The 13,990-nt window shown below is 72.4% G+C and carries 13 protein-coding genes; 4 read left to right on the forward strand and 9 right to left on the reverse strand.

Features of this window, described 5'->3' with window-relative positions; translation table 11 throughout:
- Positions 1-397: 397 nt before the first annotated feature.
- A complete protein-coding gene (locus ADL15_RS09145) occupies positions 398-763 on the reverse strand; it encodes a hypothetical protein (RefSeq protein ID WP_157441258.1) in 366 nt (121 codons plus the stop codon).
- 141 nt (positions 764-904) lie between these two features.
- On the opposite strand from ADL15_RS09145, the gene ADL15_RS09150 reads away from it, so the two are divergent.
- Positions 905-2,656 carry an acetyl/propionyl/methylcrotonyl-CoA carboxylase subunit alpha gene (locus ADL15_RS09150; RefSeq protein ID WP_067687135.1) on the forward strand — a complete coding sequence of 584 codons (1,752 nt, stop codon included), beginning with the start codon at positions 905-907 and terminating at the stop codon, positions 2,654-2,656.
- Between the two features lie 681 nt (positions 2,657-3,337).
- Here ADL15_RS09150 and ADL15_RS09155 read toward each other — a convergent pair.
- The 4 genes from ADL15_RS09155 to ADL15_RS09170 all read right to left on the reverse strand — a co-directional run bounded on the left by ADL15_RS09155 (position 3,338) and on the right by ADL15_RS09170 (position 7,449).
- Positions 3,338-3,973: a TetR/AcrR family transcriptional regulator gene (locus ADL15_RS09155; RefSeq protein ID WP_067687138.1), complete on the reverse strand. Its 636-nt coding sequence runs from the start codon at positions 3,971-3,973 to the stop codon at positions 3,338-3,340.
- A 33-nt stretch (positions 3,974-4,006) separates the two neighbouring features.
- Entirely contained in the window at positions 4,007-4,855 is an 849-nt protein-coding gene (locus tag ADL15_RS09160; protein WP_232343977.1) for a transglutaminase family protein, read from the reverse strand.
- Positions 4,856-4,940: 85 nt separating this feature from the next.
- Positions 4,941-5,879, reverse strand: a complete 939-nt coding sequence (locus ADL15_RS09165; protein ID WP_067687144.1) for an alpha-E domain-containing protein — start codon at positions 5,877-5,879, stop codon at positions 4,941-4,943.
- 13 nt (positions 5,880-5,892) lie between these two features.
- A complete protein-coding gene (locus tag ADL15_RS09170; protein ID WP_067687146.1) occupies positions 5,893-7,449 on the reverse strand; it encodes a circularly permuted type 2 ATP-grasp protein in 1,557 nt (518 codons plus the stop codon).
- A gap of 337 nt (positions 7,450-7,786) precedes the next feature.
- Here ADL15_RS09170 and ADL15_RS09175 point away from each other — a divergent pair, with 337 nt between their 5' ends.
- Entirely contained in the window at positions 7,787-8,524 is a 738-nt protein-coding gene (locus ADL15_RS09175; RefSeq protein ID WP_067687151.1) for a DedA family protein, read from the forward strand.
- Here ADL15_RS09175 and ADL15_RS09180 read toward each other — a convergent pair.
- The gene (locus ADL15_RS09180) at positions 8,451-9,851 is read right to left on the reverse strand and encodes an NAD(P)H-quinone dehydrogenase (RefSeq protein WP_067687154.1); all 1,401 of its coding nucleotides are present in this window, start codon (positions 9,849-9,851) and stop codon (positions 8,451-8,453) included. The two genes, ADL15_RS09175 and ADL15_RS09180, sit on opposite strands and share 74 nt — an antisense overlap.
- Before the next feature lie 109 nt (positions 9,852-9,960).
- Here ADL15_RS09180 and ADL15_RS09185 point away from each other — a divergent pair, with 109 nt between their 5' ends.
- Positions 9,961-10,422 carry a gamma-glutamylcyclotransferase gene (locus ADL15_RS09185; protein WP_067687157.1) on the forward strand — a complete coding sequence of 154 codons (462 nt, stop codon included), beginning with the start codon at positions 9,961-9,963 and terminating at the stop codon, positions 10,420-10,422.
- Between the two features lie 35 nt (positions 10,423-10,457).
- Here the strand turns inward: ADL15_RS09185 and ADL15_RS09190 are convergent, their stop codons facing one another.
- The 3 genes from ADL15_RS09190 to ADL15_RS09200 form a co-directional block, all read right to left on the reverse strand.
- A complete protein-coding gene (locus tag ADL15_RS09190) occupies positions 10,458-11,195 on the reverse strand; it encodes an SCO6745 family protein (protein WP_067687160.1) in 738 nt (245 codons plus the stop codon).
- Between the two features lie 182 nt (positions 11,196-11,377).
- Positions 11,378-12,355 carry a hypothetical protein gene (locus ADL15_RS09195; RefSeq protein WP_067687163.1) on the reverse strand — a complete coding sequence of 326 codons (978 nt, stop codon included), beginning with the start codon at positions 12,353-12,355 and terminating at the stop codon, positions 11,378-11,380.
- Positions 12,356-12,367: 12 nt separating this feature from the next.
- On the reverse strand, positions 12,368-13,003 hold the full coding sequence (locus tag ADL15_RS09200) for an MBL fold metallo-hydrolase (protein WP_067687165.1): 636 nt from the start codon (positions 13,001-13,003) through the stop codon (positions 12,368-12,370).
- A 141-nt stretch (positions 13,004-13,144) separates the two neighbouring features.
- Between ADL15_RS09200 and ADL15_RS09205 the strand changes: the two genes are divergently transcribed.
- Positions 13,145-13,990 (forward strand): DUF4349 domain-containing protein (locus ADL15_RS09205; RefSeq protein ID WP_067687167.1); only part of this gene is annotated, 846 nt, incomplete at its 3' end.

Genomic DNA, 13,990 nt, shown 5'->3' on the forward strand with positions numbered 1-13,990 from the left:
GGTCGGGGGGGGGGGGGCGCGCACCCACACCCCCCCCGGGGCCCCCCCCCCCCCCCACCCCCCCCCCCCGCGGCCCCAACCCGCCCCTTCAGCACTGAGCGCGGACTTCCACCGCCCCGCCAGCACCGAGCGCGGACCCCCGCCGCCCCCTCAACACCGAGCGCGGACTTCCGCCGCCCCGCCGGCGCCGAGCGCGGGCTCCTGCCGCCCCACCGGCATCGACCACCCACGCCGACCGTCACGGCAACACCGAGCGACCGACCATCCCGGCCCACAACGCCACCCACCCGCACTCGAACACATCGGACACCACTCCGAAGCCGCAGGGCCCGAGATCAAAATAGGCTGAGCGGCATAACGGGACCTCCGGCTGGGCCTGACGGCCCTTGAGCAGGACCTATAACGGCCGCGAGGACCAGCCCGGGGCATTCGGCTGGGCCTGACGGCCCTTATCCGGGAGCCATAACGGCCGTGAGGGCCAGCTGTGGGCAGGACGCGCGCCGGGGCGGCCGGGAACGCGGACCGTCGCGGGCGCCACCCCGTGCGCCGGCGCCACGCCGTGCACGAGCGCCAGGCCGTGCACGGACGCCACGCCGGGCACGGACGCCATGCTGGGCACGAGGGCCACGCTGGGCACGAGCGCCACGCTGGGCACGAGGGCCACGCTGGGCACGAGCGCCACGCTGGGCACGAGCGCCACGCTGGGCACGAGCGCCACGATGGGCACGAGCGCCACGATGGGCACGAGCGCCACGCTGGGCACGGACGCCACGCTGGGCCGGGTGGTGCTGCTGACATTGGTGCCCTGGCCGGCGACCGGTGACGGTGGTGCAGCCCGAACCGCAAACGTGAGCGGGGCTCGGAGAGTAGCGACGCTGGGCTGAACTCCCGTTAGGCTCTAGCCGTGCGAAAGATATTGATCGCCAACCGCGGCGAGATCGCCCTCCGGGTCATCCGGGCCTGCAAGGACGCCGGTCTCACCAGCGTCGCCGTCTACGCCGACAGTGATCGCGACGCGCCACACGCCCGGCTCGCCGATGAGGCTTACGCACTTGACGGCGAGAGCGCCGCCGACACGTACCTGCGGATCGACAAGCTGCTCGCGGTCGCGGCGAAGGCTCAGGCCGACGCGGTGCACCCCGGGTACGGCTTCCTGTCGGAGAACGCCGAGTTCGCTCAGGCCGTACAGGAAAATGGTCTGACCTGGATCGGGCCGAGCCCGCAGGCGATCCGCGACCTGGGGGACAAGGTCACCGCGCGCCACATCGCGCAGCGAGCCGGCGCGCCGCTGGTGCCCGGCACGTCGGAGCCGGTGGCGGACGCGAGCGAGATCGTGGCGTTCGCCGAGCAGCACGGACTGCCGGTGGCGATCAAGGCGGCGTTCGGCGGGGGCGGCCGGGGGTTGAAGGTGGCCCGGACGATCGAGGAGATCCCGGCGCTGTTCGAGAGCGCGACCCGGGAGGCCGTCGCGGCGTTCGGGCGCGGCGAGTGTTTCGTCGAGCGCTACCTGGACCGGCCGCGGCACGTCGAGGCGCAGGTCATCGCGGACACGCACGGCACCGTCGTGGTGGTCGGCACCCGCGACTGCTCGCTGCAGCGCCGGCACCAGAAGCTGGTCGAGGAGGCACCCGCGCCGTTCCTCAGCGCCGAGCAGCGGGCGAAGATCCACGAGAGCGCGAAGGCGATCTGCAAGGAAGCCGGGTACTACGGCGCCGGCACGGTCGAGTACCTGGTCGGGCAGGACGGGACGATCTCGTTCCTGGAGGTGAACACCCGGCTGCAGGTGGAACACCCGGTCAGCGAGGAGACCACCGGCATCGACCTGGTCCGGGAACAGTTCCGGATCGCGGCCGGTGAGCGGCTGGCGATCACCGAGGATCCGGTGCCACGCGGGCACGCGATCGAGTTCCGGATCAACGGCGAGGACGCGGGCCGCGGGTTCCTGCCGGCGCCCGGCCAGGTGACCGCGCTGACCTGGCCGTCCGGGCCGGGTGTGCGGGTCGACGCCGGCGTCGAGGCGGGCAGTGTGATCGGTGGCAACTTCGACTCGATGCTCGCCAAGATCATCGTGACCGGCGCGACCCGGGAACAGGCCCTGGAACGGTCCCGGCGGGTGCTCGACGAGACGGTCATCGAGGGCATCGCCACCGTGCTGCCGTTCCACCGCGCGGTGGTCCGGGACGCGGCGTTCACCAGCGAGCCGTTCACCGTGCACACCCGGTGGATCGAGACCGAATGGGTGAACGAGGTGCCGCCGTTCGGCATCCCGGCCCCGGCCGGAGACGAGGTCACCGAACGCGAGACCGTCGTGGTCGAGGTCGGCGGCCGGCGCGTCGAGGTCCGCCTGCCCAAGAGCCTGCTTTCCGGTACGACCGGAGCACCCGCCCCGAAACGCCCCTCGTCGAGCCGGGCCCGAGGCGGCGCGGGTGCGGCGACGGCGAGCGGCGACAGCCTGGCCGCACCGATGCAGGGCACCATCGTGAAGGTCGCCGCGCAGAACGGTGACCAGGTCGCCGAGGGCGACGTGATCGTGGTGGTCGAGGCGATGAAGATGGAGCAGCCGCTGCCGGCACACAAGGCGGGAACGGTGTCCGGGCTGGTGCTGGAGGTCGGCGCGACGGTGACCGCGGGGGCCGTGGTCTGCACGATCGAGTAGGTGGGGTGGGGGTTTCCACAGTCGCGGGGTGTCCACAGGGGGTCCGGCGGGTGGGGGCTGTTGCGGGCAGACTGTCTGCGGGGGCGCCCCCAAGGGAGTGGCGGGCTGTTGTCGGTGGGCTTGCGGGCGATCTTGAGAGTGGGCTGGTGCTGAGGGGTGCCTCTAGCGCTCCGAGACACCCGCGAGCGCCAGCCGACCGGTCTGAGCTGGTGCTCAGGGGTGCCTCAAGGGCTCCGAGACACCCCTGAGCACCAGCCGGGACCGCACCGAGTGAGCTGCTCTACCCCAGCCGAAGCCCCGCGCCCGCCCATGGCGCGACAGCGTGCCCTGACCCGGCACACGCCCCGTGCGCTTCTCCGACCGCGAGCGGGGCGATGGGAGCACTAGTCCAGCGCGGGCATGACGGCAGGAACCAACGGTCGGGCGGGCTCGCGGGCGGCCGCAGCACGCGCCCGGGCTCGCCCCTCAACGGGCAGGCCGCAATCAGGCAGCGCGTGCGCACACCGCCCGCGGAGGGCGGAAACCGCCCGCAATCCCCCACCCCCGGCAACCCGCAGCGATCGAGCCCCACCCGCCGGCAAGCCGCGATCCGGCGCCGGACCGGCAAGCCGCGACCCGGCACCCGACCCGCGAGTCGCGATCCGGCGCCCGACCCGCGGTTACAACCCACCGGACCCGCCGCTACAACCCCATCTGCCGCACTCGCGACAAGATCCGCCGAGCCGCCTCCACCGGGTCCTCGTGCGCGCTCTCCGGGAACGCCCCGCTCAGCCACAGCGTCGCGAACCCGTGCACCATCGACCACGCGGCCAGCCCCACCTCCCGCACCTCGTCCGGCACCAGCTCCGACGTGCCCTCCCGGGCCGGGCGCGCCGGGCTGGCCGCGATCGGGCCGGCCAGCGGGGCGTCCGGCAGGTCGGTCATCCCGGCGTAGAGCGCGTCGGCGGCCTGGCGTCGCGCGGCGAGCAGCTCCGGGTCCTCGGCGTGGTAGAGGTCGGTCCGGAACATCACCTCGAACTGGGCCCGGTGGGCCAGCGCGAACCGCAGGTACGTCACGCCCAGCTCGAGCAGGCTGTTGCTGGCCAGCCGGGAGGTCGCCAGGGCCTTGGTCAGCTGTTCGAAGCCGTCGGTGGCGAGCGCGGTGAGCAGCCCGGCCTTGTCGGTGAAGTGGTGGCTGGGCGCGGCGTGCGACACCCCGGCCCGGCGGGCCAGGTCGCGCATGCTGAGCGCGGTCACCCCGGACTCGGTGATCGCCTCGGCGGCCGCGGTCAGCAGGGCCCGGCGCAGGTCACCGTGGTGATAACTCGGCCTACTCATCCGAGAACAATAACTAGGCAACGACAAGATATGTCACCGGAGCCGGGTGATCGTCACCTCCACGCCCTGGCCGGTGCTCTTCGGGCCGGCGTAGATGCCCTTGAGCGGCGGCACGTCGCCGTACTCCCGGCCGCGGCCGACCAGCACGTGCCGGTGCCCGATCGGCACCCCGTTCGTCGGGTCGTACGACGTCCAGCGCCCGGCCCACCACTCCACCCAGGCATGGCTCTGCCCGACCACGCTCTCGCCGATCTCCGCGGACGGTTTCGGGTGCAGGTATCCGGAGACGTACCGGGCCGGCAGACCGAGCGCCCGGAGCATCCCGGCGGCCAGGTGGCTGAGGTCCTGGCAGACGCCCTTGCGCTGTTCCCAGGCGTGCAGGGCGTCGCTCTGCACCCCGGTGGCGCCGGGCACGTACGCGACCTCGGAGCGGACGAACTCGCAGACCGCCATGGCCGCGTCCTGCGGGTTGTCGTGCCGGGCGCGCAGCTCGGCCACGATCGCGGTGAGCTCGTCGTTCAGGCGGGTGCGGCGGGTGGGCAGCAGGAACTCGTACCAGCGGTCGGTGTCGAAGCCCCAGTCGAGGCCGCCGCTGAGCAGGTCGCCGGGTGGCAGGGTCTCCACCGTCGAGGACGCGGTCACGGTGAGCTTGTCGTGCCCGGCGTGCACGTCGAAGGCGGTGACGACGGTGCCCCAGTAGTCCTCGTACTGGTAGGTGCGGGCCGGCGGCCAGACCTCGATCTTCGCGTCCAGCACCGCCTGGCGGGCGTCGTTGCGGGGCCACATCCGGGCCTCGTTGTACGACGACGTGACCGTACCGGCGTACTCAAAACCGCTCTTGTGCTGCACCTTCAGCCGCCAACTGTCCACCAAAGAAGTCACGCTGTGCCTGCCTTCGGCATGCCCTTCTGGCCCTCGCCAGAGGTATCGCTGTTCGGTGCGGGTGGGTGCCGCTCGGTGCAGTCGGTCATGCCAGGGCTCCCGAACTCCAGTTGACCGCCGACGTCTGGCGGAAGTAGCGGCGCGACACCGCGTCGTTCACCTGCGAACACGTCTTCTCCAGGCCGGCCAGGACCGGGCCCAGGTCGTTGATCAGCTCGTCCGGGCCGCGGAACTCCAGCCCGGTGCGGGCCCGGCCGACGATCCGCTGCGCGTCGGTGGCCACCCCGGCCCGGCCCGGATCCGGCTCCAGGTCGGTCAGGCAGCTCTCGGCCACGGTCAGGGCGGCGAAGACCGAGCGCGGGAAGAGCCGGTCGAGCAGCAGGAACTCCGCGGCGTGGCGGTCGTCGAGCGCGCCCCGATACGTACGCAAGAAGGTCTCCCAGGCCCCGCTGGACCGCAACAGGGTCAGCCAGCTGGGGATGCTGCCGCCGGCTCGTTCGTGGGTGCGCAGCAGCCGCGCGGTCATGTCGACCCGCTCGATGTTGCGGCCCAGCACCAGGAACAGCCAGCCCTCGTCGCGGCTCATGGTGGCGTCGGTGAGCCCGGCCATCACCGCGCTGCGGTCGCGCACCCAGCGGAAGAACGCGTGCACACCCTGCGACTCGACCTGCCGGGGTGCCCGGGCCAGGCCGTGGTACGTCGCGTTCAGGCACTCCCAGACGTCCGACGAGATGATCTCCCGGCAGCCGCGGGCGTTCTCCCGGGCGGCGGCCAGCGCGCCGACCACCGAGCTCGGGCTGCGCTGGTCCAGGCCGAGCACCTCGATGACCTGACCGGACGTGAACGGGCCGTCCTCGACCGGCTTGCCCATCACGCCGAGCAGCGAGCGGCAGGCGGCGTCCTCACTGGTCCACGGGTCGGCCAGGATCCGCTGCAGGTGCACGTCGAGGATCCGGGCGGTGTCCTCGGCCCGTTCCACGTAGCGGCCGATCCAGTAGAGCGATTCAGCGATGCGGCTCAACACGGCACACCGTCCCTCATTGCTGCTGCTGTTGCTGTTCCTCGGCCGGGGCCTGGCCCGGTCCGGGGTCGGGCGGGCCGGCCGGCGCCGACGGGACCGGGCCGACCGCCGGGATCGGCACCGGCTCGCCGACCGGCGAGGTCGGCGAGGCCAGCACCCAGGTGTCCTTGGAACCGCCGCCCTGACTGGAATTGACCACCAGCTCGCCCTCCGGCAGCGCGACCCGGGTCAGCCCGCCGGGCAGCACCCAGATCTTCTCGCCGTCGTTGACCGCGAACGGCCGCAGGTCGACGTGCCGGCCGCGGAGCCGGTCACCGATCAGGGTGGGCACCATCGACAGCTTCACCTCGCGCTGGGCGATCCACCCGCGGGGGTTGGCAACGATCTTTTCCCGTACGGCGTCGAGTTCGTGCCGCATCGCCTGCGACCCGATCACGATGCCCGCGCCGCCGGCCCCGTCGACCGGCTTGAGCACCAGCTCGTCCAGCCGGTCCAGGACGTGTTCCAGCACGCCCGGCTCGTCCAGCCGGTAGGTGTCCACGTTCGGCAGCAGCGGTTCCTCGTTCAGGTAGTACCGGATCAGCTCCGGCACGTACGTGTAGAGGAGCTTGTCGTCGGCCACCCCGTTGCCGACCGCGTTGGCGATGGTGACCCGGCCGGCCCGGGCCGCGTTCAGCAGCCCGGCCACCCCGATCACCGAGTCGGCGCGGAAGTGCACCGGGTCGAGGAAGTCGTCGTCGATCCGCCGGTAGATCACGTCGACCCGCTGCTCGCCGGCCGTGGTGCGCATCGCCACCGCGTTGCCCACGCAGACCAGGTCACGGCCCTCGACCAGCTCGACGCCCATCTCCCGGGCGATCATCGCGTGCTCGAAGTACGCCGAGTTGTAGACGCCGGGGCTGAGCACCACCACGGCCGGGTCGCTGATCCCGGCCGGCGCCGCCGCGCGCAGCGCCGTCAGCAGCATCGCCGGGTACGACTCGACCGGCAGGATCCGGGTCGCCGCGAACACCTCGGGCAGCACCTGTGCCATCGCCCGGCGGTTCTCCATCACGTAGCTGACCCCGGACGGGATCCGGACGTTGTCCTCCAGCACCCGGAAGGTGCCCTGCTCGTCGCGGATCAGGTCGACCCCGGCGACGTGCACCCGCACCCCGTTCGGCGGGGTGATCCCGGCTGCCGCGCGCAGGTAGTGCGCGCTGGTCGCGATGATCCGCCGGGGCACCACGCCGTCGGCGAGCACCTGGCCGGCGCCGTACACGTCGGCCAGGAACGCCTCCAGGGCCCGGATCCGCTGGGCCACGCCCACCTCGACACCGCGCCACTCGGCGGCCGCGATGATCCGCGGCACGATGTCCAGCGGGAACGGCCGTTCGACCCCTTTCAGCGCGAACGTGATGCCCTGGTCCAGGAACGCCCGGGCCAGCACCTCGGCGCGCACGCCGAGTTCCGCGCTGGACAGGGGTTGCAGGGTCGCGTGCAGCGCCTCGTAGCTCGCTCTGGGCACGCCGAGCTCGGCGAACATCTCGTCCCAGCCGGGGCCGAGGCGGTACTCCTCGAAAAGATCCGCCATGGCTGGAATCTAGGGCCGGTTCGTTGCCGAGGTGTTTCCGGCACTTTGTGGAAACCGCGTGATCACCGCGGGGGCCGGGCCGCCGATACGGGACCTACCGGCGGCCCGGGTCCGCGGCGTCGGAACGAGGGGGATCCGGCGCCCGCGAGCGTCCCAACGGTACGCCCCGAGCCTGTGTCGGCCTTCGGAAAAACAGCGGCACGACGGGGACCCGCGCCCGTAGCGTGGCGGGCGTCACGGTTCGTCCGGACGTTCAGGGCGCATGCTGAACACAGCGCCCTCTCAGGCTCGGTCGCGCAGAATGCGGTCAGCCCTGAACCCGCGAGGTGGCCCTGCGATGACCGAACTGCTCACCATGCTGGCCTCGCCGACGTGGGTCTACCTGGTGCTGTTCGGCTTCCTCGCGGTGGACGCGCTGATCCCGGTGGTGCCGATCCAGGCCATCATGATCACGTCAGGCGCGCTGACCGTATACGGCCACCTGCACCTGACCCTGGTCATCGCGGTGGGCGCGCTCGGCATGTTCACCGGCGACGCCGCCGCGTTCGTGCTGGGCCGCTCGACCGGCGGGCGCCTGAGCGCACTGCGTGACCGATTCGCCCCACGGAACGAAGAAGGCGGGAATTCGAAGACTCGGCAAGCCGCCGAACGCTTCACCCGCGGCCTGCGCCGGCCCGGCCCGCTCGTGATGCTGCTCTGCCGGTTCGTCCCCGGCGGCCGGATGGCCTCCGGCTACCACGCCGGCCGCACCGGGTACCCGGTCAAGCACTTCGTCGGGTACGACGGCGCGGCCGCGATCGCCTGGGCCTGCTACGGCGGACTGGTCGGGCACCTGGGCGGCACCGCGATCACCCAGTCCGCCTGGCGGCTGTTCGCCATCGCGGCCGGCGCCGCTGTCGTCTTCGGCACCGCCGGCTGGATCCTGGCCCTGTTCGGCGGCAAGCCGGCCGCCGAGGAGCCGGCCACGGCCGCACCGGACGCCACGGCCGCGGCCGACCCGGTTACTGCACCTCGTGCTGCATCAGCTGACGCGCCGCCTCAGCGATCGAACCCGACAGCGACGGATAGATCGTGATGGTGTGTGCCAGCTGGTCGACGGTCAGGTTGTTCTCGATCGCCATGGTGATCGGCAGGATCAGCTCGCTCGCCTTCGGCGCCACCACCACCCCGCCGACGATCTGACCGGTCGCCGGGCGGCAGAACAGCTTGACGAACCCGTCCTGCAGGCCGGCCATCTTGGCCCGGGCGTTGCCGGTCAGCGGCAGCATCACCTGGCGGGCCGGGAAGCGCCCGGAGTCCACCTCGTTCTGTGAGACGCCGACGGTGGCCAGCTCCGGGTCGGTGAACACGTTCGCCGAGACGGTGCGCAGCCGCAGCGGGGCGACCGCCTCACCCATGGCGTGCCAGATCGCGATCCGGCCCTGCATCGCGGCGACGCTGGCCAGCGGCAGCACGCCGGTGCAGTCGCCGGCCGCGTAGATGCCCGGCACGTTGGTGCGCGACACCCGGTCGACGGTTACGTAGCCGCCGTTGCCGACCGCCACGCCGTACTCGGCCAGGCCCAGGTCGGCGGTGTTCGGGATGGCGCCGACCGCGATCAGCGCGTGCGAGGCCTCGATCACCCGGCCGTCGGAGAGGGTCACCCGGACGCCGTCGCCGGTGTTCACCACCGAGTCGCCGCGGGACTGGCTGAGGATGGTCATCCCCCGCTCGCGGAACACCCGCTCGATCGCCATCGCGGCGTCGGCGTCCTCGTGCGGCATCACCCGTTCGCGGCTGGAGACGAGCGTCACCTTCACGCCCATCGCGAGGTACGCGCTGGCGAACTCGGCGCCGGTGACCCCGGAGCCGATCACCACGAGGTGCTCGGGGAGCTCGGTCAGGTCGTACACCTGGCGCCAGTCCAGGATCCGCTCGCCGTCCGGGTGGGCGGTGGACAGCACCCGCGGGGTGGCGCCGGTGGCCAGCAGGACGGTGTCCGCCTCGACCGCGTACTGCTCACCGCCCTCCGGCGTGATCAGCACCTGGTGGGTGTGGCCGAGCCGGTCCTCGCCCATCCGGGCCCGGCCGTGCACCACGTCGACACCGGCCTTGACCAGCTTGGTCTGGATGTCCGCGGACTGCGCCAGGGCCAGCCGCTTGACCCGGTCGTTGACCGCGGCCGCGTCGACGGTCACCCCGTCCAGGCCCGCCGACCGGATCCCGAAGCGCTCGTTGTGCCGGTAACCGGTCATCACCTCGGAGCTGGCGATGAAGGTCTTCGACGGCACACAGTCGGTCAGCACACAGGCGCCGCCGGGTCCGTCCGCCTCGACCAGGGTCACATCGGCGTCGAGCTGAGCGGCGACCAGAGCCGCCTCATACCCGCCCGGTCCGCCACCGATGATCACGATCCGACTCACGATTTCCCGACCTCCAAAGAGCGACTGTGTTCAGCCGCGACAAAAGCGGTTGTGCCGACACGCACTCCTCATATTCTCACCGACCCTCCAGGCGACTATCGTCGTCGCCGTGCGTCATTACGCCGCGTATGGCTCGAACCTGGACCCAGCCCGCATGCTCGCCTACTGTCCGCACTCGCCCATGGTGGGCGTGGGGTGGATCGAAGGCTGGCGCCTGACCTTTGCCGGAGAAGGGGAAATGGGCTGGGAGGGTGCCGTGACGACGATCGCCGAATCACCCGGTGACCGCGTCTTCGTCTCCGTGTACGACGTGCATCCGTGGGATGCGGCACAACTCGACGAGGTCGAGGGGGTGCCCGCCGGGACGTACCAAAAACTCACCGTGCGTGTATCGACGCTCGACGGTGAGGTGCCCGCCTGGGTCTACGTCTACGCCGGCTACGAGGGCGGCATGCCGACCACGTGGTACCTCTCGGAGATCGCCAACGCGGCCGAGAAGGCCGGCGCGCCCGACGACTACGTGCACAGCCTGCGCAGCCGCCCGACCCGGACGGCGAACCCGGACAACTGACATCCCGCTGTGCGGCGGCGCGCCGCCGCACAGCGTCAGCGGGCGAAGCGGTGGCTCAGCGACTCCAGCAGGCCGCCGAACTCGACGCGCTCCGGGCGGTCCAGGATCGCGTACGCCTGGCCGGCCATCGAGTTCGCCACCGCCTCGGCCCACATCAGCCGGCGCACCAGCGGACCCGCGGGTGGGTACGGTGGCTGCCAGCCGAACGCCACCGCGCCGGTCTCACCCTCCGGCCCCGCGATGATCGCCTCCAGCGGGGTCAGCCCGCCGGCGCGCACCGCGATCACGTACACCCCCTGCCGGTGCTCGTGCAGCAGCTGCAGCAGCATCGCGGCCTGGGCGCCCGGTGCCTGGCTGGGCATCGGCATGGACCGCCAGGCGGCGAACAGCGGCAGCCCGGCCGGGTCGACCGCGTCCACCACCCGCCCGCCCAGCTCGAGCAGCCGGCTCAGCCGGGGGAACCCGCCGACCTGCTCCTCACCCCAGGTGCACAGCTCCCGCAGGTGCCAGGTGGCCACCTCGGACGGCTGGGAGCTCTTCGCGGTCGCCTCCCACCCCTCGGTCACCGCCTCGGGCGCGATGAAGGCGAGCGCGGCCGCCACCGTCTCCGGGCGCACGTCGCCGAGGGCACCGGCCCGGGCCGAGACGTGGTAGGCCCAGCCGGACAGTCCCAGCAGCCGCGCACGGCGCAGGGTCTGCGGTGATTCGGCGAAGGCTCCGACGATGGTGGCGAGGCCCGTCTTGGCAGTGGCGGCAGCCTGTTCGGGAGTCACCTGCCCGATTCTGCTCCCCCTGACCGGTTATGGAAAACGCTCCCGATAAGTGCCCGGTTCCGGAACCGCCGGAAAAATCAAGATCAAATTCAGGATGTCGTGCGTCCAGCCGGGTACAGATCGGCGCTCCCGCCGGGAGCCCTCCGGGGCGATGTCCGCGGGTGGGCACGGCCGGGAACCCGTCAGCCCAGATCCTCCAGGGCGGCCTGCACATCGCCGACCCGGCGCCGGGCCGCGGCCGTCTCCCGTTCGGCGCCCCGGCGCGCCAGTTTGCGACGCCCCACCTCGGCCACCGCCTCGGCCCGCCGCCGCTCCAGCTCGGCCAGCTCCGCCTCCAGGTCGTCGACGAGCCCCTCGGCGTCCCGCTCGGCCGTCTCGGCGCGCTCCAGCTGCTGATCCGCCCGGCGCTCGGCGGCCTCCGCGGCGCTCAGCTCGCGCTCAAGCTCCCGGCGCTTGCGCTCGACCTCCCGGCGGCGGCGCTCCCGGGCCGCCCGCTCCCGTGCCTCCTGGGCCGCCTCGTGCCCCATCCCCGGCACCGTCCCGAGCCCCGGAGTGGTCACGTGCCCCGCCTCCGGACTCGCCCCGAGCTCCTCCCCCTCGTCCGCGTCACCCTCCGGGCCGTCGGACTCCGGGTCCTCGTCGCCGCCGGTGATCAAACGCAGCCGCGGGCGGGGCACCTCGCCGAACCCGGCGTACGCGGCAGCCCGGATCAACCGCCCGGTCCGCACCTGCGCGGCCACCTCGGGGTCGGCGAGCGCCGCGGTCAGCGTCGCCTCCACCTCGCCCAGCGGCAGCTTCCCGGCACCGGCACCGGCCGCCACGGCCAGCTTGCGGGCGTCCGCGACCAGCGCCGACACGAACTGGCGACGCTGCAGCGAGAGCTCGCGCAGCTGGTCGCCGTGCAGGTCGCGCTGCGCGGACCGGAGCGCCTCGGACAGGGTGACGAGGTCACCGATCAGATCCGGTCGCCGGCGGGCCAGCAGGTTGACCACCCAGGCCGCCACGGTCGGCTTCTTGCAGGCGGCGAGCCGCTTCGCGGTGTCCCGGTCGCCGGCCGCCCGGGCCTGCTCGATCGCGGCGGCCCGGGTCGCCACGAACCCCTCCGGCGGCTCCTCGTAGAGCCGGCGGAGCACGTCGTCGGTCACGTTCGCGTCGGTCACGGCCGCGGCACGTCAGTCGAGCGTGGCGCCGGGCGCCAGGTGCTGGTACCGCGTACCGGAGAAGTTCTCCAGGTGCCGGTCCGAGACGGCCGCGCCGCGCTCGTTCAGCAGTCCGTCGTGGATCGCGATGGCCCGGCCCGGCTTGACCGCCCGGGCGAACTCGATCGACTCGGCCAGCCGCATCCACGGCGCGTTCAGCGGCACGCAGAGGGTGTCGACCGTGGCGTCCTCGGGAACGGCGAACGAGTCGCCGGGGTGGTACACGTTCGTGGACCCGTCGGCGATCAGGTAGCCGAGATTCACGATCCGCGGGATGTCCGGGTGGATGACCGCGTGCTGTCCCCCGTACGCCTGAAGGTGGAACCCGGCGGCCTCGAACGTGTCGCCGGGCGCGACGGCGGTGGTCGCCTCGGCGACCGCGCCGAGCTTCGCCAGCACCTCCGCGTGCGCGAAGATCCGCAGCGCGGGCCGGCGGGCGACCGCCGCGGTGACCGCCGCGACGTCCAGGTGGTCGAAGTGCTCATGCGTGATGACCACGGCATCCGCACCGTCCAATGCCGACTTCTCGGAGAATTCCCCCGGATCGACGACAAGGACCCCCGCACCCTCGATCCGTAGACAGGCATGAGTGAACTTCGTGACGCGCACGGGACTCCTCCGCTGCTGAATCGTGACCGGTCATAACGCAGTCTGCCGGAACCGGGCAGTGCCCGCCGTACGTCCCAGCGCTCAGTCGTACCGACGATCGGAGTAGCAATGCGTAAACGGGGACATATCCTACTGGGCGCCGTGCTTCTCAGCGGCGCCCTGCTGGCCGGCTGCGGCGCGGACGGCGCCGCAGACCAGTCGTCACCGGCCGGGGCACCGGCCATGAACGAGGGCGACGCCGGTGGCGACGCCCGCAAGGCCGCGGAGCCCGGTACCGCGGCCGCCGGTGGCGCCGAACCGGGCCAGGACACCCCGGCCGGGGCGCCCGACCTGCGGGTGGACCAGCGCTCGATCATCTACACCGGCACGCTCACCGTCCAGGTGAAGGACGTCGACGTGGCCGCCGCCCAGATCACCGGGATCACCGGCGGCACCGGCGGGTTCATCGGCGGCGACGAACGGCAGAGCGGCAACGGCGGCACCGACACCGCGACCCTGAAGCTGCGGATCCCGGCCGACAAGTTCGGCGCGGCGCTCGAGCAGATCGCCAAGCTCGGCGACGAGAAGAACCGGGCGATCAACACCGAGGACGTCACCGAGCAGGTGGTCGACCTGGACGCCCGGATCACCGTCCAGCAGGCCCGGGTGGACAGCGGCCGCAAACTGCTCGCCTCGGCCAAATCGCTGAGCGACCTGGTGATGCTGGAGAAGGAGGTCGCCACCCGGGAGTCCGACCTGGCCTCGCTGCAGGGCAAGAAGCGCCGGCTGGCCGACCTGACCGCGCTCAGCACGGTCACCGTGGTGCTGCTCGGCCCGGAAGCCCCGGTCCCGGCCGGCACCGACGACGACACGACCGGCTTCCTCAGCGGCCTGGCCGACGGCTGGAAGGCGCTGGTCTCATCGCTCGGGGTGCTGCTCACCGTCCTCGGCGCCCTGCTGCCCTGGATCGTCGCCCTGGGCCTGCCCACCTGGGCGATCCTCTACCTG

Origin of the sequence: Actinoplanes awajinensis subsp. mycoplanecinus (genome assembly GCF_001509495.1) — a bacterium.
GTDB lineage: Bacteria > Actinomycetota > Actinomycetes > Mycobacteriales > Micromonosporaceae > Actinoplanes > Actinoplanes palleronii.